This window comes from Pseudomonas sp. PB101 (assembly GCF_009764265.1).
Lineage (GTDB): Bacteria > Pseudomonadota > Gammaproteobacteria > Pseudomonadales > Pseudomonadaceae > Aquipseudomonas.
In genome coordinates, this window is sequence record NZ_RWIR01000080.1 from 1 (window position 1) to 17,111 (window position 17,111).

At 60.7% G+C, this 17,111-nt stretch carries 19 protein-coding genes; 3 read left to right on the forward strand and 16 right to left on the reverse strand.

What is annotated here, in order from left to right; translation table 11 throughout:
• Positions 1–96: 96 nt before the first annotated feature.
• The 10 genes from EI969_RS24835 to EI969_RS24880 form a co-directional block, all read right to left on the reverse strand.
• Positions 97–906: a transglutaminase family protein gene (locus EI969_RS24835; RefSeq protein WP_160390103.1), complete on the reverse strand. Its 810-nt coding sequence runs from the start codon at positions 904–906 to the stop codon at positions 97–99.
• The gene (locus tag EI969_RS24840) at positions 903–1,853 is read right to left on the reverse strand and encodes an alpha-E domain-containing protein (RefSeq protein WP_150715692.1); all 951 of its coding nucleotides are present in this window, start codon (positions 1,851–1,853) and stop codon (positions 903–905) included. Before EI969_RS24840 ends, EI969_RS24835 begins: the two co-directional genes overlap by 4 nt.
• A 12-nt stretch (positions 1,854–1,865) precedes the next feature.
• Positions 1,866–3,275: a circularly permuted type 2 ATP-grasp protein gene (locus EI969_RS24845; RefSeq protein WP_056853817.1), complete on the reverse strand. Its 1,410-nt coding sequence runs from the start codon at positions 3,273–3,275 to the stop codon at positions 1,866–1,868.
• 357 nt (positions 3,276–3,632) lie between these two features.
• Complete coding sequence (locus tag EI969_RS24850; RefSeq protein WP_007971898.1) at positions 3,633–3,977, reverse strand: ribonuclease E inhibitor RraB; 345 nt, start codon at positions 3,975–3,977, stop codon at positions 3,633–3,635.
• A 211-nt stretch (positions 3,978–4,188) separates the two neighbouring features.
• Positions 4,189–4,422 carry a hypothetical protein gene (locus EI969_RS24855; protein ID WP_160390104.1) on the reverse strand — a complete coding sequence of 78 codons (234 nt, stop codon included), beginning with the start codon at positions 4,420–4,422 and terminating at the stop codon, positions 4,189–4,191.
• A 216-nt stretch (positions 4,423–4,638) separates the two neighbouring features.
• Positions 4,639–5,514 carry a polyamine aminopropyltransferase gene (gene speE, locus EI969_RS24860; protein WP_150715691.1) on the reverse strand — a complete coding sequence of 292 codons (876 nt, stop codon included), beginning with the start codon at positions 5,512–5,514 and terminating at the stop codon, positions 4,639–4,641.
• 255 nt (positions 5,515–5,769) lie between these two features.
• Positions 5,770–5,961: a PLDc N-terminal domain-containing protein gene (locus EI969_RS24865; RefSeq protein WP_160390105.1), complete on the reverse strand. Its 192-nt coding sequence runs from the start codon at positions 5,959–5,961 to the stop codon at positions 5,770–5,772.
• Positions 5,962–6,044: 83 nt separating this feature from the next.
• Positions 6,045–6,575 (reverse strand): hypothetical protein, encoded by a 531-nt coding sequence (locus EI969_RS24870; protein ID WP_160390106.1) that lies wholly within the window; start codon positions 6,573–6,575, stop codon positions 6,045–6,047.
• Between the two features lie 110 nt (positions 6,576–6,685).
• Positions 6,686–7,204: an ankyrin repeat domain-containing protein gene (locus tag EI969_RS24875; protein ID WP_126046577.1), complete on the reverse strand. Its 519-nt coding sequence runs from the start codon at positions 7,202–7,204 to the stop codon at positions 6,686–6,688.
• A 97-nt stretch (positions 7,205–7,301) separates the two neighbouring features.
• Positions 7,302–9,140: a long-chain-acyl-CoA synthetase gene (locus EI969_RS24880; RefSeq protein WP_160390107.1), complete on the reverse strand. Its 1,839-nt coding sequence runs from the start codon at positions 9,138–9,140 to the stop codon at positions 7,302–7,304.
• A 344-nt stretch (positions 9,141–9,484) separates the two neighbouring features.
• On the opposite strand from EI969_RS24880, the gene EI969_RS24885 reads away from it, so the two are divergent.
• Positions 9,485–9,763, forward strand: coding sequence for a DUF3509 domain-containing protein (locus EI969_RS24885; protein ID WP_160390190.1), 279 nt, complete (start codon positions 9,485–9,487; stop codon positions 9,761–9,763).
• Between the two features lie 56 nt (positions 9,764–9,819).
• Here the strand turns inward: EI969_RS24885 and mtnC are convergent, their stop codons facing one another.
• Genes mtnC through aroC form a run of 5 tightly spaced genes read right to left on the reverse strand, consistent with a single transcriptional unit; the run spans position 9,820 to position 13,963 of the window.
• Positions 9,820–10,503, reverse strand: a complete 684-nt coding sequence (gene mtnC / locus EI969_RS24890) for an acireductone synthase (RefSeq protein ID WP_160390108.1) — start codon at positions 10,501–10,503, stop codon at positions 9,820–9,822.
• A 4-nt stretch (positions 10,504–10,507) separates the two neighbouring features.
• Entirely contained in the window at positions 10,508–11,053 is a 546-nt protein-coding gene (locus tag EI969_RS24895; protein ID WP_160390109.1) for an acireductone dioxygenase, read from the reverse strand.
• A 20-nt stretch (positions 11,054–11,073) separates the two neighbouring features.
• Positions 11,074–11,694, reverse strand: a complete 621-nt coding sequence (locus EI969_RS24900) for a methylthioribulose 1-phosphate dehydratase (protein WP_160390110.1) — start codon at positions 11,692–11,694, stop codon at positions 11,074–11,076.
• On the reverse strand, positions 11,691–12,842 hold the full coding sequence (locus tag EI969_RS24905; RefSeq protein WP_160390111.1) for an MFS transporter: 1,152 nt from the start codon (positions 12,840–12,842) through the stop codon (positions 11,691–11,693). The genes EI969_RS24900 and EI969_RS24905 overlap by 4 nt, the downstream gene beginning before the upstream one ends.
• A gap of 29 nt (positions 12,843–12,871) precedes the next feature.
• A complete protein-coding gene (aroC, locus tag EI969_RS24910; protein WP_160390112.1) occupies positions 12,872–13,963 on the reverse strand; it encodes a chorismate synthase in 1,092 nt (363 codons plus the stop codon).
• Positions 13,964–14,046: 83 nt separating this feature from the next.
• Between aroC and EI969_RS24915 the strand changes: the two genes are divergently transcribed.
• Positions 14,047–15,045, forward strand: a complete 999-nt coding sequence (locus EI969_RS24915) for an alpha/beta hydrolase (protein ID WP_160390113.1) — start codon at positions 14,047–14,049, stop codon at positions 15,043–15,045.
• 99 nt (positions 15,046–15,144) lie between these two features.
• Positions 15,145–15,936, forward strand: coding sequence for a hypothetical protein (locus EI969_RS24920; protein WP_160390114.1), 792 nt, complete (start codon positions 15,145–15,147; stop codon positions 15,934–15,936).
• Positions 15,937–16,064: 128 nt separating this feature from the next.
• Here EI969_RS24920 and prmB read toward each other — a convergent pair whose 3' ends face one another.
• On the reverse strand, positions 16,065–16,973 hold the full coding sequence (gene prmB, locus EI969_RS24925) for a 50S ribosomal protein L3 N(5)-glutamine methyltransferase (protein WP_160390115.1): 909 nt from the start codon (positions 16,971–16,973) through the stop codon (positions 16,065–16,067).
• Positions 16,974–17,111: the final 138 nt, after the last annotated feature.

A 17,111-nucleotide genomic window follows, 5' to 3' on the forward strand; every position in this document is an offset into this window, starting at 1 on the left:
TGTAGGAGCCCGGCTTGCCGGCGATAGCGTCCTTGAGAGCGCCATCGCCGGCAAGCCGGGCTCCTACAGTGGTGGGTGTCTCGAATCAGATCTCGCTTACTGCTGTTGCACCGAAATCACCGGCGCCGGCGTCGGTGACACCAGCACCTTGGCGTGCATCTGCTCACACCCGCCGCCCCGGCGCATGCCGCGCACCGGGCAGGCATCCAGGTAATCCAGGCCCACCGCCAGTTTCAGGTGACGTTCCGGCCGGGCCAGTTCATTGGTCACGTCGAAGCTGTACCAGGCGTCATCCAGCCAGGCTTCGGCCCAGGCATGGCTGGCCAGGTGTTCGCTGTTCTCGCTGTACAGATAACCCGACACATACCGCGCAGGAATGCCCAGGCTGCGGGTGCAGGCAAGAAATGCATGGGTGTGGTCCTGACACACGCCGGAGCGCCCGGCGAAGGCCTGGGCCGCGCTGGTGTCCACTTCCGTGGAGCCCGGCGTGTAGGTCATGTACTGGTTGAGCCCATGCATCAGATCGATCAATGCCGTGCGGTCGCGGCGTTGCTTGCACGCCTGCTCGGCGAACGCACGCAAGGCCGCGTCGGCTTCGGTCAATCGAGTGAAGCGCAGAAACGGCAGCGCCGACTGGCTCTCGTGCTCGGCCTCGCGCAACTCGTCGATGTCGACCTGGCCGCGGGCACCGATGATGATCGCTTCGTGCGGCTCATCCATGGTCAGCACATGCAGGATGTTGCCGAACGGATCGAGTTGCGCCCGCACCGGGCGCGGCAGGTCGAGCTGCCAGCTGAGCACGTGCTGGCGCTCGCTGTCATGGGGCGTCAGTCGCAGATACTGGATGCTCGCCCGCACCTTGTCTTCGTAGTGATAGGTGGTCTCGTGGCTGATGGAAAGTCTCATGCGGCCTCCAGATAAGAACTGTGAATCGCGTTACCCAACTGGCGCACCAGTGGGATGAACTCGGTCAGCCAGGCGTGCAGGCCTTCGTCGAGGATTTCGCTGATGCCGGTGTAGCGCAGGCGTGCGTCGATTTCTGCCGCCAGTCTTTGGGCGGGACGACCGTTGGCCCCCGGCAATTGCGCGAGGATCTGGTCGATTTCTTCGGTGCAGGCGCGCAGGGAGCGCGGCACGTCGGCGCGCAGCAACAGCAACTCGGCGACATGCCGGGCGCCGGGAGCGTCGCGATAGATTTCCGTGTAGGCCTCGAACGACGACAACGCCCGCAGCAAGGCGCTCCATTGGTAATAGGCGTGAGCGGTGCCATCGCTGACCGCTTCGGCCTGGTCGCCAGCCATTTCGTAGCGGGCGTCGAGCAGGCGCAAGGTGTTGTCCGCCCGTTCGATAAAAGTCCCCAGGCGAATGAAACGAAACGCATCGTTACGCATGATGGTGCCGTAGGACGCGCCCCGGAACAGGTGGGAACGTTCCTTGATCCACTCGCAGAAACGGCTCATGCCGTAGCGACTGAGGCCCTGTTCGGCAATGCCGCGAATCTCCAGCCAGGTGGCGTTGATGTTTTCCCACATGTCGGCGGTGATGCGCCCACGCACCGCATGGGCGCTGGCCCGCGCGGCACCGAGGCAGCTGTAGATGCTCGCCGGGTTGGCCGCATCCAGGGCGAAGAAATGCAGCAGCCGTTCGGCATGCAACTCGCCGTGGCGCTCCAGGTAATCGTCGAGGGTGCCGGTGATCAACAGCGGCATGGCCAGCTCGTGCAAACCGTCGCCACGCCCGTCTTGCGGCATCAGCGACAGCGAATAGCTGATGTCGAGCATCCGTGCGAGGTTTTCCGCCCGCTCCAGGTAACGCGACATCCAATACAAATCCGAGGCAGTTCTACTTAACATGGCAGGCTTCCTTTAATCCTCGACCACCCAGGTGTCCTTGGTTCCGCCACCCTGGGAGGAATTGACCACCAGGGAGCCTTCGCGCAGGGCGACACGGGTCAAGCCGCCGGGCACGACCCGGGTTTCACGCCCCGACAGGACAAACGGCCGCAGGTCGATATGGCGTGGCGCGATGCCGTTTTCGACAAAGGTCGGACAGGTCGACAGCGACAGCGTCGGTTGTGCGATGTACGCATGGGGCTTGGCGATGATCCGCGCGCGGAAGGCTTCGATTTCCGCCGCCGTGGCCGCCGGCCCCACCAGCATTCCGTAACCGCCGGAGCCCTGGGTTTCCTTGACCACCAGTTCTGGAAGATTGGCCAGTACATGGGAAAGTTCAGACGGATTGCGGCACTGCCAGGTCGGTACGTTCTTCAGGATCGGCTCTTCATCGAGGTAGAAACGGATCATGTCGGTCACGAACGGATACACCGACTTGTCGTCCGCCACCCCGGTACCGATGGCATTGGCCAGCACCACGTTGCCGGAACGATAGGACGACAGCAGCCCCGGCACGCCGAGCATCGAATCCGGGTTGAAGGCCAGCGGATCGAGGAAAGCGTCGTCGAGACGACGATAAATCACATCGACCGCTTTCGGCCCGTCCGTGGTGCGCATGTAGACCTTGTCGTCACGCACGAACAGGTCCGCGCCTTCCACCAGTTCCACACCCATTTCCCGCGCCAGGAACGCATGTTCGAAGAACGCGCTGTTGAAGCGACCCGGTGTCAGCACCACCACGCTGGGGTTGTCGATGGGGCTTGAGCTTTTCAGGGTGTCGAGCAGCAGGTTCGGGTAGTGATCGATGGGCGCGATGCGTTGCGCCGCGAACAGCTCGGGGAACAGGCGCATCATCATCTTGCGGTCTTCGAGCATGTAGCTGACGCCGCTGGGCGTGCGCAGATTGTCTTCGAGCACGTAGTAGGTGCCGTCGCCATCACGCACCAGGTCGACGCCGGAGATGTGCGAATAAATGTCGCGGTGCAAATCCAGGCCCTGCATCGCCAACTGGTACTGCTCGTTGGCCAGCACCTGTTCGGCCGGAATGATGCCGGCCTTGATGATGCGCTGCTCGTGATAGAGGTCGGCGAGGAACATGTTCAACGCCTTGACCCGCTGGATGCAGCCGCGCTCGACGACCCGCCACTCACTGGCAGGAATGCTGCGCGGAATGGTGTCGAAGGGAATCAGGCGCTCTGTGCCCTGCTCGTCCCCGTAGAGCGTGAAGGTGATACCGGCGCGATGAAACAACAGATCGGCCTCGCGTCGCCGTTGCGCCAGAAGCTCGTCAGGCGTCTCGGCCAGCCAACGGGCAAACTCCCGATAATGCGGGCGGACCTGGCCGCCGGCATCGTACATCTCATCAAAATAGGTGCGGATCATGCCGTACTCCTTGTCACTCGGACGTCCAGACCTTCGCAAGGCCCGTGCCATCGGCATAAACGCTTAGATTTCAATCGGTTGGATAATCAACACGCAGGCACCGCACCAATCCTGTGCGGTAAATGCCCCAACCTGATCTCCCCCGCTTCATTGCAAGGCGTGGTTATCGCCTTTCACCAGCATAGCCTGTAGGAGCCGGCTTGCTGGCGAAGGGCCGTTAAGTCATGTGTTGTTCTTCGAGGACGCCATCGCTGGCAAGCCAGCGCCTACAAGGTCGTGTTGAATTAATTGTCGGCGAAAATGAAAACGGCCGACCCGAGGGTCAGCCGTCAACGCTGTTTGTCACTGTTCATAAGGTTATGCGAGTCGCCCTCGTACCTCCTGTTTCACACCCCAGCCTTCGATGATGCCGCCCAATGGCTCGACTACCGCTTCGAAACCCTGTTCGAAGTCGCCGATGTCGTCGTAGGTGGCATACATGACCTTGCACAACTCCAGCGCCCAGGCACCGTCGTCACGCACACTGACTTGCGCATCCAGGGATTCACCACGATGGAAATGTCCTGCCGCCCTGCGTGCCCGCTCCTCGTCCGGGAAAATGGCGTAGAACTCGATGGGATGAAACCGGGAAAAGTCAAAACCGCCTTCTTTCATGCGGCGCAGCACGCTGCTGCTGATGTCTTCTTGATAGGCTGTGCTCATGAAACGTCCTCCTCAAAACGATGGATAGACTTTCCGTACTCCCTCACCCGCAACCGAACAGCGCGAGCGACGGCAACCGATGTGCCGGCGGGAAACAAGCATGGAGCTGACAAGACCAGACCTTAGCGATCCATTCGCTGATCTCGCTTGCAGAGTAGCCCCAAGATAGAGCCTCTGCCAAGGCCTGGCCGTGAATGTGACAGGAGGTGTATCAGATCGGGGTAATACTGAGGATTTGTATGCTGTTCTGGGATTTCAGGCTTTTGACCGTCGGATTGTCGGTGCGGCCATCCAGATCATTGAGGTCGAGTTCGGCGGCAACCGGCAGGCGACGCGCGAGGATGAGTTTGGCGGCCTGCTCGTTGTTCGGGCATTCCGAGCTCTCGAAGACTTCGTCAACTTGTTCGCCGTGATCATCTACGAAGGTGACTCTCCACTTTTGCATTGGTGCCTCCTCGATAAAACCCATGGACGGGCTTACACCTATCTCGACCTTGTTAGCTGGCTAATTGTTCCGGTGGATCTGCCCCCATCGCAGATCTCTGTAGGAGCGAGCCTGCTCGCGAAAAACTTGAGAACGCCGCGTTAAATCAGACAACCCGCGTCATCGTTCACGTCCATCGCGAGCAGGCTCGCTCCTACAGGTCTGCGTTTCAATCCATCAGTCGTTGCTTGGTTTGTTCACTGCCTGCAAGACGTACTGCGGCAAGGCGAACGCGCCGATGTGGATTTCTGGATTGTAGTAGCGGGTGATGATGCCGCTGCCCGTGAAGCGCTGTTGCAGGGTTTCGCGGGACAACTTGCGATAAGCGGTATTGGTCGCGCCCCAGGCGAAGGTCATCGAGCCACCGATGTAGGTCGGCACGGCGGCCTGGTAGAAGTGCCAGTCCGGGAACAGGCTGCGCAGGCGACCGGCGGTCGTCTTCACTTCTTCGATCTGCATGAACGGCGTGCCGTTCTGGGTCACCAGGATGCCGCCTTCGTTCAGGCAGCGGTGGCAGGCCTGGTAGAAGTTTTCCGAGAACAGCACTTCGCCCGGCCCGATCGGGTCGGTGGAGTCGGAAATGATCACGTCGAATTTTTCAGTGGTGGTGGCGACGAAACGCATGCCGTCGTCGATCACCAGGTTCAGGCGTGGATCATCGAATGCACCCTTGGAATGGTTCGGCAAGAATTCCTTGCACATGTCGACCACGGTGCCGTCGATCTCGACCATGGTGATGTGCTCGACACCGCGGTGCTTGGCCACTTCACGCAGCATGCCGCCGTCGCCGCCGCCGATGATCAGTACGCGCCTGGCGCTGCCATGGGCGAGGATCGGCACGTGGGTGAGCATTTCGTGGTAGATGAATTCGTCGGCTTCGGTGGTCTGGATCACGCCGTCCAGCGCCATGACACGGCCCATGCGCGGGTTTTCGAAGATCACCAGGTGCTGGTGCTCGGTGCGCACTTCGTGCAGCAGTTTTTCCATGCGAAAACGCTGGCCATAGCCTTCGTAGAGGGTTTCCAGGTAGTCGTTGGCAGGGGTGTTGCTCATGGGAAGTGCTCCGATGAATGCGGGTGGCAACGGACGGTTACCCGCCCATGATGGCCATTCGATTGTCTCGATTGACCGGGAAAGGCGCGCATTCTACGTCGCGGAACATGACAGGTCGAACCTTCGTCATCGAAGTACCCGCAGAACATTGTGGGAGCGAGCCTGCTCGCGAAGCGGGCGATGCGGTGCTTCAGTGGCTGCGCGTCATCGTTCTTCGCGAGCAGGCTCGCTCCCACAGGGTTCAGTGTCGCCTGCTCAGAGCTTGACATTGCCCCGCGGCCCGGCGATGGCCCAGATGATCAGCCCCAGCACCGGCAACAGCGCGATCAGCAGTACCCAGACGACTTTCATCCCGGTCCCGGCGCTACTTTTGAATACGTTGATGATGGCCCAGATGTCCAGGGCGAAGATGATCAAGGCAACCAGACTGTTGAACGTGGAACCCATGGTGACGCTCCTGATGAGTGATTTGCCCTCTCAGGATAGACGGTCGTCGCGAGGGCTCCCTCTTTATTGACAGTGTCTGGCAGTCAGACGTGGATCGCCACTTTCAGGGCTTCCAGGGATGGTTCGGCCTTGATGCCGGCTTGCGCGCACAATTCCAGTACGCGGGGCAGGTCATTGCCGTAGACCAGCACTACCTGCAGCTCGTCATCGAGCAACTGGCTGAAGTTCATCAGCGTGTAGCCACCGCTTTCCTTGTTCAGGCTGCTCATCTGCACCTGGATGCGGTTGAGCGCCGTCAGCGCTTCGGTCTTGGCCAGTTGCTTGGGCTTGAGATTGAAGTCCACGCCCGGGCCGAACGAGGCAACGATCTGGGCGAACAGGTCCATGTAGGTGTCCGCCTGGAACAGCACCGTTTCCGGCAGGCTGCCGACCACCACCCACTCGCCCAGCGGGATCGGGAAAGTGTCGTCGTAGTTGATGTCCGGATTGGCGGCCAGAAAAGCCTGTGGATCGGCGTAGGCCTGGGATGCTTCGTCTGCGACCTTGAGGATTTCGTCTTCGCCCATGCACCCGGAGCTGATTTTGCTGATGAGTTCGACGAGTGCGGCTTTCATGGGGAGGATCCTGTAGCGAGGTGAAATTTGAGGGCGCGAAGGATACCGCATTACCGGGTGAAATGCGGACCTGTGGCAAGCGGCTTGCCCCCTCGCCACAGGATTCAACGTCAACCCAGCAATTTTTCCAGCTGAGCAACCGTATCGGAAGCCCCCATGGTCCTGGCAGCCTCCAGCGCGGTGATGCCATTGGCGTCCTTGGCTTTCGGGTCGGCGCCCTTGCTGATCAGGTAGTCGACCACTTCGACGCGGTTGAACATCGCCGCCATCATCAACGCCGTGCGGCCATCGAAGGACGAGCCTTCAACCTGCGCACCGCCCTCGACCAGGGCCTTGATCACCGCCAGGTCGCCCTTGAAGGCGGCGCCGGCAATCGGGCTCTGGCCGTTGTCGTTGCGGATCTCCGGGTCAGCCTTGTGCTCGAGCAGGACTTTTACCGTGTCCACATGACCGTGGTACGCGGCCAGCATCAGCAAGGTGTCGCCCTTGTGGTTACGCAGGTTCGGCGGCAACCCCTTGGTCAGCAGCGCGGCCATCATCGCCGCATCGCCCTCCCGTGCCTTGTTGAATACCTGTTCGGCAAATTCGGCGGCTTCTTCGGGGGTCATCTGGCGGCTTTTGTCTGACATTGGGCACTCCCTTTTCTGTCATTCGTAAAAGCCGACAGTTTCCCGAGCGACCCCGGCACTGTCACTTGTTTTTTCTCATGGGCCGTCATAGCCGGATTCAATAGCGGTACTTGCCGGCGTGAATGTCAGACAGCAACTGTTGCGTAACCTGCACGTAAGTCTGGGTGCCCGGCAGCCAGGCAAAGATCGGGTCGTCACCGGTTCGGCCCGGGTCGAAGGCTTCGTCCTTGAGCCGGGTCTTCTGATACTTGAAGGTGCCGGTGGTTTCCATTTTCACCTTCACCCGCAGGAACAACGGTACCGCATAGGCCGGCATTTGCTGGCGGGCAAAGGCCAGCAGCTCGCTGAAGTCCAGGGTGGCCAAGGATTCGGACGGGGTGATCGCCGCCATTCCGGCGCGGCCATTGGTGTTGCGGATTTCCACGCCATAGGCCACGGCTTCGGAAATAAGCGGGTGCTGCAGGAGGATGTTCTCGACCTCGGTAGTCGAGACGTTTTCGCCCTTCCAGCGGTAGGTATCGCCCAGGCGGTCGACAAACTGCGCATGACCAAAACCGATGTTGCGCAACAGGTCGCCGGTGTTGAAGTAGCGGTCGCCTTTGGCGAACACATCGTGCAGCACGACCCTGGCGGTTTTCTGCGGATCGGTGTAACCGTCCAGCGGTGCCTTGTCGTCGATCTTTGCCAGCAACAGCCCCTGTTCGCCCTTGGCGACCTTGCGCATCAGGCCATTGGTCTCACGAATCGGCGCGCCGCTGTCGTGGTCGTACGCCACCAGCTCCCAGGACATCAGGGAAAAACCGATGGTGTTGTCGAAATTCAGGATGTTGGTGAAACCGATATTGCCGTCGCTGGCGGCGTACAGCTCGCAGATGTGATTGACCGCGAAGCGGGTCTTGAACTCGTTCCAGGCGCCGGGACGCAGGCCGTTGCCGATCATCTTCGTCACAGCGTGCCGACTGTCGTCGACGCTCGGCGGTTGATCGACCAGATAGCGGCACAGTTCGCCAACGTAACCGATGGTGGTTGCCCGGTACTTGCGCACGTCGTGCCAGAAGCGACTGGCGCTGAACTTGCGGCGGATGGCGAACCCGCTGGCCCCACTGACGGCCGAACCCCAGCACACGCAAAGGCCCGTGGCGTGGTACAGCGGCAAGGTGCAATAGACGACATCGTCGGGGTGCATGTCCAGGGCGATCATGCCGAAACTCGCCGAGCTGCGCATCCAGCGGCCGTGCTTGAACACGCCGGCCTTGGGCAGCCCGGTGGTGCCCGAGGTGTAGATGTAAAAGCAGGGATCGTCGAAGAAAATCCGCTGGCTGTTCGCCGGGTTGTCGTTGCTGTCGTCGAGGCTGACAGTCATCAGGTTGATGAAACCTTCAGGCGCGATGCCCGGTTGGCGCGAGGTGTCCTGATCGGCGACGAACCAGGTCCGGTCAGCCTTGATCGACACCCGATCACGCACCGCCAGGTACGCCGGCACCAACTCCTCACCGACAATGATCGCCACCGGCGTCACCAGATTCACGCTGTGCACCAGGGTGTCGCGGGTCTGTGAGGTATTGAGCAGCGCACTGATCGCGCCGACCTTGGCCACCGCCAGAATCGTCACCAGCAGTTCCGGGCGGTTCTCGATGAAAACCGCCACCACATCACCCTTGCCGATGCCTTGATCGATCAGGTGATGGGCAATGCGGTTGGCCCATTGGTTGACCTCGCTGTAGCTGAGCGTTACGTCGTCCTGCAACAGCGCCGGGCCATCCGGGTTACGCAGCGTGGCTTGCTCGAAACTCCAGCCCAAACCACACGCCTGGGTCGGGTCCTTGACGTTGGCGACCTTCATGCCCTTCACCACCCGGGGGATGGCTTTGGCGATGGCAGGCAGCTTGCGGAGCATCATGCCCCAGGTAATCGTGTCGTTCGACGTGCGGCTCATGATGCTCCCGTTGGCTCTTTTTATTGTCGGGCGGCGATGACTGAGCCCGAAAATACGTCAAGGGTTCTTGAGCTGTACACGCGGTTTTTGAAATGTTTTGTATCCGCGATCTTGATCTGCGATCTAGACGATCCCGTGCACGTACTTTGGTTCCATCGAGTCGCCGACCTACCTGCAAAATGCAGGATGCACGATGGCCATTCATGCAGATTGCACGAAAGCAAAAATCACTGAAAATCGTAACTTGTTGATTTTATTTAAAATTACTCGAATAAAAACACTGGCACAAAGGCTGCAACGGTCTCCCCATGCTTGCTATTCAAGTCATCACGGAGCCGAACGACATGAGCCTGATCCAGGAAAAATTTGCGTCCCTGTTCTCCAACTACAAGGTCATCACCCAGGCCCGCCCTGACGGCGGAATCCTGCTGACCCTGAGCGGCAGCGAAGGCAGAGTGTTCAAGCGTTCCATTTCCTACCAGCAATTGCACAACGGCGACCAACTGACGTGGGTCATCAGTGCGATTCGCCGCGACCTCGCCGAACAAGCCAGTGAACTGCCGCAGATTTCCTTGCTGCAAAGCCAGCAACGGTTTGCGTTGCCGACCTATCACTCGCTGTAAACAGTTGTGGGAAAAACACTGTGGGAGCGAGCCGGCTCCCACAGGTGATGTGGCGTTTAGAAATTAGCGGGATGTATCCGCGCGAAGCTGTCCACGGTGACATGCCCTGCCAGTTCCCCGCCTTCGCGAGCCAGGCCGCACGTGGCCATCCCCGCTGCACGCGCAGCATCCAGTTCCTCGACAATGTCCGACAAAAACAGAATCTGCCCTACCTCGACGTTGATCGCCTGGGTGATGTTGGCGTAGGACTGCGCCTCGCGCTTGGGTCCCGACGTCGTGTCGAAGTAACCGCTGAACAGCGGCGTCAAATCCCCCGCCTCCGAGCAACCGAAGATCAGCTTCTGCGCCTGAATCGAGCCCGAGGAATAAACGAACAGTTGATAGCCCTCCTGGTGCCAGCCCTTGAGCGCATCAACGGCGTCCGGGTACACATGTCCCTTCAACTGCCCGGCCTGATAGCCCTGCTCCCAAACCATGCCCTGCAACGCTTTCAACGGCGTGGCCTTGCGGTCTTCGGCAATCCAGCCGAGCAGGATCTCGATGGTCCGTTCGACGTCGGCCTGCGGTTCGTTGCTGTCGCGGCGCACGGCAGCCAGTTGCTCCGCCACATCGGCGCGTTCGGCGTGCTGACGGACAAACGCCGGCAAGTGTTTGGCGGCATAGGGGAACAGCACGTCGAACACAAAACTCACCGCGCTGGTGGTGCCTTCGATGTCGGTGAGAATCGCTTTGATCGGCATCGACTCAGTCCTCCAGACGCGGGAATTGGTCGGCGATGTCTTCGCCGGTGAAATTGGCCACCCAGCCATCCGGGTTATTGAACAGGCGGATCGCAATGAAATGCGGGTGCTCACCCATGTCGAACCAGTGTCTGGTACCGGCCGGCACCGAGATCAGGTCGTTTTTCTCGCACAGCACGGCGTAGACGTAATCGTCGATGTGCAAGGTAAACAAGCCACGCCCGGCGACGAAAAATCGCACTTCGTCTTCGCCATGGCGGTGTTCGTTGAGGAACTTGGCGCGCAGCTCGGCTTTTTGCGGGTGATCGCTGTTGAGGCTGATGACGTCGACGGTAATGTAGCCGCGCTCGGTCATCAGTTGGTCGATTTGCGCTTGATAGGCGCCAATCACTTCCTCCTGGCTGGCACCGGGCTGGAGCTTCGCGGCGGCTTGCCAGCGGTCGAAACGCACGCCTTGCTCGGCCAGGGTCGACTGGATGTCTTCGAGATGGGTCAGCACCTTGTTGGGAATTTCAGGGCTGGAGACGTGATAGACGGACAGGCTGCTCATCAGGGCAACTCCTTAACGGTTCATGCTTTAGAGAGCGAGCGCATCTTCAGCTCACACTCGAACAAAAATTCAAAGGCCTCGATCTGCCGCAAGGCATCGCTCATGCGCGCGCCCCAGGTGTACAGGCCGTGGCCGCGGATCAGGTAGCCGACGCAATCGGGATGGGCGTCCAGCCAAGGCTGCACCTTGGCGGCCAGGCGCGCAATGTCCTGGTCGTTGTCGAAAATCGGCACGCGCACCCGGGATTCGTGGGTGGTCACGCCACTGAAGGCTTTTTGCAGTTCGTAGTCTTCGAACTCGATGAAGTCTTGCGGGGTCAGGCGCGACAACACCGTGGCATTCACCGAATGGGTGTGCAGCACCGCGCCGATCTCGGGTCGCCAGCTGTAAAGCTGAGTGTGCAACAGGGTTTCGGCGGACGGTTTCTTGCCCGGTTCCAGACTGTTGCCCGACAGGTCGGTTGCCAGCACATCGTCGATGCCGAGTTGGCCCTTGTGCTTGCCGGACACGGTCAGCAAGGCCTGGGTCGGCGACAGGCGGGTCGAGTAGTTGCTGCTGGTGGCCGGCGACCAGCCGCGGCCGTACAGAAAACGCCCGGCGTCGATGATTTCCTGGGCGAGGTGTTCACGGGTAAGGCTCATGGCCTGTCCTCTTGCATACGTGTGGCAATGATAACGGCAGCCGCGACGGCTGCGAGACTGGCAATACTAAAGGTCCATGCCGCGCCGAGGGTGTTCCAGCTGTAGCCGGAATACAAAGCGCCCAACGCACCGCCGGTGCCGGCCAGTGCGGCATACAGCGCCTGGCCCTGGCCTTGCTGGCGCGCACCGAAGCTACGTTGCACGAACGAAATGGCAGCGGCGTGAAAGCTGCCGAACGTCGCCGCGTGCAGGATCTGGGCGAACAGCAAAATCCATAGGAATTCGGCCAACGACCCGAGCAGCAACCAGCGTAGCGCCGCCAGCAGAAAGCTGGCCATCAGCACCCGGCGCAGGGAAAAACGCGCGAGGATCCTGCTCATGGCCAAAAACATCAACACTTCGGCGACCACACCGACCGCCCAGAGCATGCCGATCACACCACGGCTGTAACCCAGGTGCTCAAGGTGCAGGGTCAGAAACGTGTAATACGGCCCGTGGCTCATCTGCATCAGCGCCACGCAGCCGTAAAACGCCAACACACCAGGGTTGCGCAATTGCTGGAGGAACCCCTCCCCGGTCAACCGTTCACCCTGGATCGGTTGCGCGTTAGGCACCCACAGACTGCTGACCACGATGCCGGCCAGGATCAGCACCAGCGCCACCGGGTAGATGTCCAGGCTCAACCATTCGAACAACCGGCCGAGCGCGACCACGGTGATGATGAAACCAATCGAGCCCCACAGGCGAATCTGGCTGTAGCGCGAGGTCTGTCCCTGCAGATGCGCCAGGGTGATGACTTCGAACTGCGGCAACACCGCGTGCCAGAAGAACGCGTGCAAGGCCATGACCATCGCCAGCCAGGCGTAGGTCTTGCTGACGAAAATCAGCGAAAAGGTCAGCAGCGTGCACACCGCGCCCAAGCGCACGATGGCCAGCCGTCGACCAGTGTAGTCGCCCAGCCAGCCCCAGATGTTCGGCGCCACGCAGCGCATCAGCATCGGGATCGCCACCAGTTCGCCGATGCGCGCGGCACTGAATCCCAGGTGGTCGAAATACAGCGCCAGAAACGGCGCCGTCGAACCGAGCAAGGCGAAATAGAACAGATAGAAACTGGAGAGCCGCCAGTACGGGAGCGCCGCAGTCGCCATCAGACGGCTGCGGCCATGAGGTCAGCCATTTACAGTTGACCCAGCACCGGCGTGCTCACACGCACATCGGCGTTCTGCCCACGGTGACGCAGCAGGTGATCCATCAGCACGATAGCCATCATCGCCTCGGCAATCGGCGTGGCGCGGATGCCGACGCACGGATCGTGACGGCCCTTGGTGATCACTTCCGCCGGGTTGCCATGGATGTCGATGGAACGGCCCGGCGTGGTGATGCTCGACGTCGGCTTCAGCGCCAGGTGCGCAACGATGGGCTGCCCGGAGGAGATGCCGCCGAGAATGCCGCCCGCGTTGTTGCTGAGAAAACCTTGCGGAGTCATTTCATCGCGGTGCTCGGTGCCGCGCTGGGCGACGCTGGCGAAACCGGCGCCGATTTCCACGCCCTTGACCGCGTTGATGCTCATCAGCGCATGGGCCAGTTCAGCGTCGAGGCGGTCGAAAATCGGCTCGCCCAGGCCCGGCATCACACCTTCGGCGACCACGGTGATTTTTGCGCCGACCGAATCCTGGTCGCGGCGCAACTGGTCCATGTAGGCTTCCAGCTCCGGCACTTTGTCCGGATCGGGGCTGAAGAAAGCGTTCTGCTCCACCGAATCCCAGGTCTTGAACGGGATTTCGATCGGCCCGAGCTGGCTCATGTAGCCGCGAATGACGATGCCCTGGCTGGCCAGGTATTTTTTCGCGATCGCACCGGCCGCGACGCGCATCGCGGTTTCGCGGGCCGAGCTGCGTCCACCGCCACGGTAGTCACGCTCACCGTACTTGTGGTGGTAGGTGTAGTCGGCGTGGGCCGGGCGGAACAGGTCCTTGATCGCCGAGTAGTCCTTGGACTTCTGGTCGGTGTTGCGGATCAGCAAGCCGATCGAGCAGCCAGTGGTGCGACCTTCGAACACGCCGGAGAGGATTTCGACTTCGTCGGCTTCCTGGCGCTGGGTGGTGTGGCGGCTGGTGCCGGGCTTGCGACGGTCGAGGTCACGCTGCAGATCCTCCAGGGATATCTCCAGGCCAGGCGGGCAGCCATCGACAATGGCGACCAACGCCGGACCATGGCTTTCGCCCGCGGTGGTGACAGTGAACAGCTTGCCGTAGGTATTGCCGGACATGCAGGACGCTCCGTGAAATGAACCTGAATACGTAATGCGCGCCAGTATACGCAGGCTACCCAAGTAGTTCATCCTCGAACCTTATGGGTGCCCGTGAGTCCAACCGGCATCTTCTTGATGATGGCGCGATGATGCTGCGAGTTTTAGCCTTGAGCCTTACCCTGATTTCCGGCTTCGCCCAGGCGACCGTCCTGCAACGTCCGATCTCGCTGGATACGGGTACCGGCGAGCTTTTTGGCTCGCTGTTACTGCCAAAATCCGACAACCCGGTCCCGGTTGTGCTGATCCTTTCCGGCTCCGGCCCTACGGATCGCGACGGCAACAACACCGACGGCGGGCGCAATGACAGCCTCAAGCGCCTGGCCTGGGTGCTGGCCAAACACAACATCGCCAGCGTGCGCTACGACAAGCGTGGCGTGGCCGCGAGCCTGGCGGCGACCCCGGACGAGCGCAACCTGACGGTGGAGGCCTATGTCTCCGATGCCCAGGCCTGGGGCCAGAAACTCAAGGCCGATCCACGCTTCGGCAAACTGATTGTCCTGGGTCACAGCGAGGGCGCCTTGATCGCCAGCCTCGCAGCGCCGGGCATCGGTGCCGACGCGGTGATTTCGGTCTCCGGCAGCGCGAGGCCGGTCGATCAGGTCATCCGCCAGCAACTGGGCAATCGCCTGCCCCCGCCGCTACTGCTGCGCAGCAATGAGTTGCTCGACAGCCTCAAGGCTGGAAAACCCGACGCCAACGTGCCGCCAGCCTTGCAGGTGATTTTCCGCCCGAGCGTGCAGCCGTACCTGATTTCCCTGTTCCGCCAGGACCCGGCCGCAGCGTTTGCCAGGTTGAAGATGCCGGCGCTGATCATCCAGGGCAGCAACGACATCCAGGTCGGCGTCAATGACGCCAGGCTGCTCAAGGCCGCCAAGCCGGACGCCGAACTGGCGCTGATCGAAGGAATGAACCACGTCATGCGCATCGTGCCCTACGACGTCAAGCGCCAACTGGCCTCCTATAAAGACCCCCAATTGCCCCTGGCAGCGGAACTGGGTACGCGAATCCTCGGATTTATTGACGGACTTCGCACCAGTTAAGCGATGTTTGCTCTCCAGTCTTGAAAAAAACGGCCGATAAGACTTTGTCGCCAACACATTGGTTGGCGACAAGTTGAGCTTGGACAGGATCTCGCCGTTATGACTGACACCCAGACTTCACCCGACACCAGCGCTGAAACAGACGCACCGCCAGCGGTCGAGCTGCCTTGGGCGGACGTCGACGTCGAGCACCACAAGATGCTCCGTCTGGCGCCGCTGAAGACTGACCGCAATACCGGCGGGCGCCCGTTGCGTTTTGTCGAGTTCGGTTATGCCGAGCGCAACGACAAGGCGCGCAGCCTGTTGCGCATGAGCATCACCCTGCCCGCCCAGCGAGTACGCAAGGAACAGAATCATCTGGACGTGTGGGTCGATCACGACGAAAAGCGTGTGCATTTCGGCCCGGACAGCGGCTTGCAGATTGAACCGCTGAACCGTGGCATTGGCCGCTACCTGGCCGCCCAGGGCATCAACTGGGCGAAAAAGCGCTGGCCGACCTACACCGTCGACGGCTTTGACCTGAACAACAAGGATGCCCTGAACGAAGACACCCGCCTGCGCCGCGACCATTTTTTGCGTGTGCACGGTTTCGACGTGGTGTATGCCGATGCCCAGCATCTGAAAGGCAGCGTCAAGGCGGTCAAGGTCGGCGACCTTTCCGGCGACTGGAACAGCGAAAAACTGCAGGTCGTGGAAATTCTCGAGGCGGCGCAGATGCTCCAGCAGGCCGAGCAGAACCTGGCCGAGCAGGAAGTCAAACTGAAGAAACACGAAGAGAAAGTCAGCAAGTACAAGCGTGAAGACGCTGGGCTGCGCTTCACGATTACCTGTCTGGTGGCGTTTGCGGTGTTTCAGGCGGGGTTGCTGATCTGGATTGCCACACACCGATAGTTGGCGGTGCGGCCATTCCTTGTAGGAGCGAGCCTGCTCGCGATGGACTTAAGGGCGACGCGTTTTTCCAGAAAACACGCGTCATCGTTAACGACCATCGCGAGCAGGCTCGCTCCTACAGGAGGGGGTTAAACGCGAGAAGCGAACAGTGCCTGATGCTCCCGGCATTGCTGCGCGCTCAACATGAACACGCCATGCCCGCCACGCTCGAACTCCAGCCAGGCGAAGTCGACTTCCGGGTACAACGCCTCGACGTGCACCTGGCTGTTGCCCACTTCGACAATCAGCAGCCCCTTCTCGGTCAGATGATCCGCCGCTTCGGCGAGCATGCGCCGCACGAGGTTCAAACCGTCATCACCACAGGCCAGGCCCAGTTCCGGTTCGTGCTGGTACTCGTCCGGCATGTCGGCAAAATCTTCGGCATCGACGTAAGGCGGATTCGACACGATCAGGTCGAAACGCTGGCCAGGCAAGCCCTCGAAACCATCGCCCTGCACGGTGTAGACACGCTCGTCGACGCCGTGGCGTTCGATGTTCTGGTTGGCCACTTCCAGCGCTTCGAACGACAGGTCGGCCAGCAGCACCTCGGCATTCTGGAACTCGTAGGCGCAGGCGATGCCGATGCAGCCGGAGCCCGTGCACAGGTCGAGAATCCGCGCCGGCTCGTTGGCCAGCCACGGGGTAAAGCGGTTTTCGATCAGCTCGCCAATGGGTGAGCGCGGGATCAGCACACGCTCATCGACGATGAACGACATGCCGCAGAACCAGGCCTCGCCCAGCAGATACGCGGTTGGCACCCGATCTTCGATGCGGCGCTTGAGCAAAAGCTGCAGGTGAACCACTTCGTCTTCTTCCAGATTGCAGTCGAGGTAGCTGTCGGCGATTTCCCACGGCAGGTGCAGCGCACCCAACACCAGTTGCCGGGCTTCGTCCCAGGCATTGTCGGTGCCATGGCCGAAAAACAGATCCTCCCCATGGAAGCGGCTGACGGCCCAACGGATATGGTCACGCAGGGTGCGAAGGCGGGAAGTGATCACGACGGCAAACTCCAGAAAAATCGACTGGCGATTCTACCAGTCAAAAGGCGCCACGACGACGCGGGAAAACTACCGGCTCAAATGTAGGAATTATCCGTTTTTGTGCCTGGCTATTGAACAAAACGCGACTCTTGACAA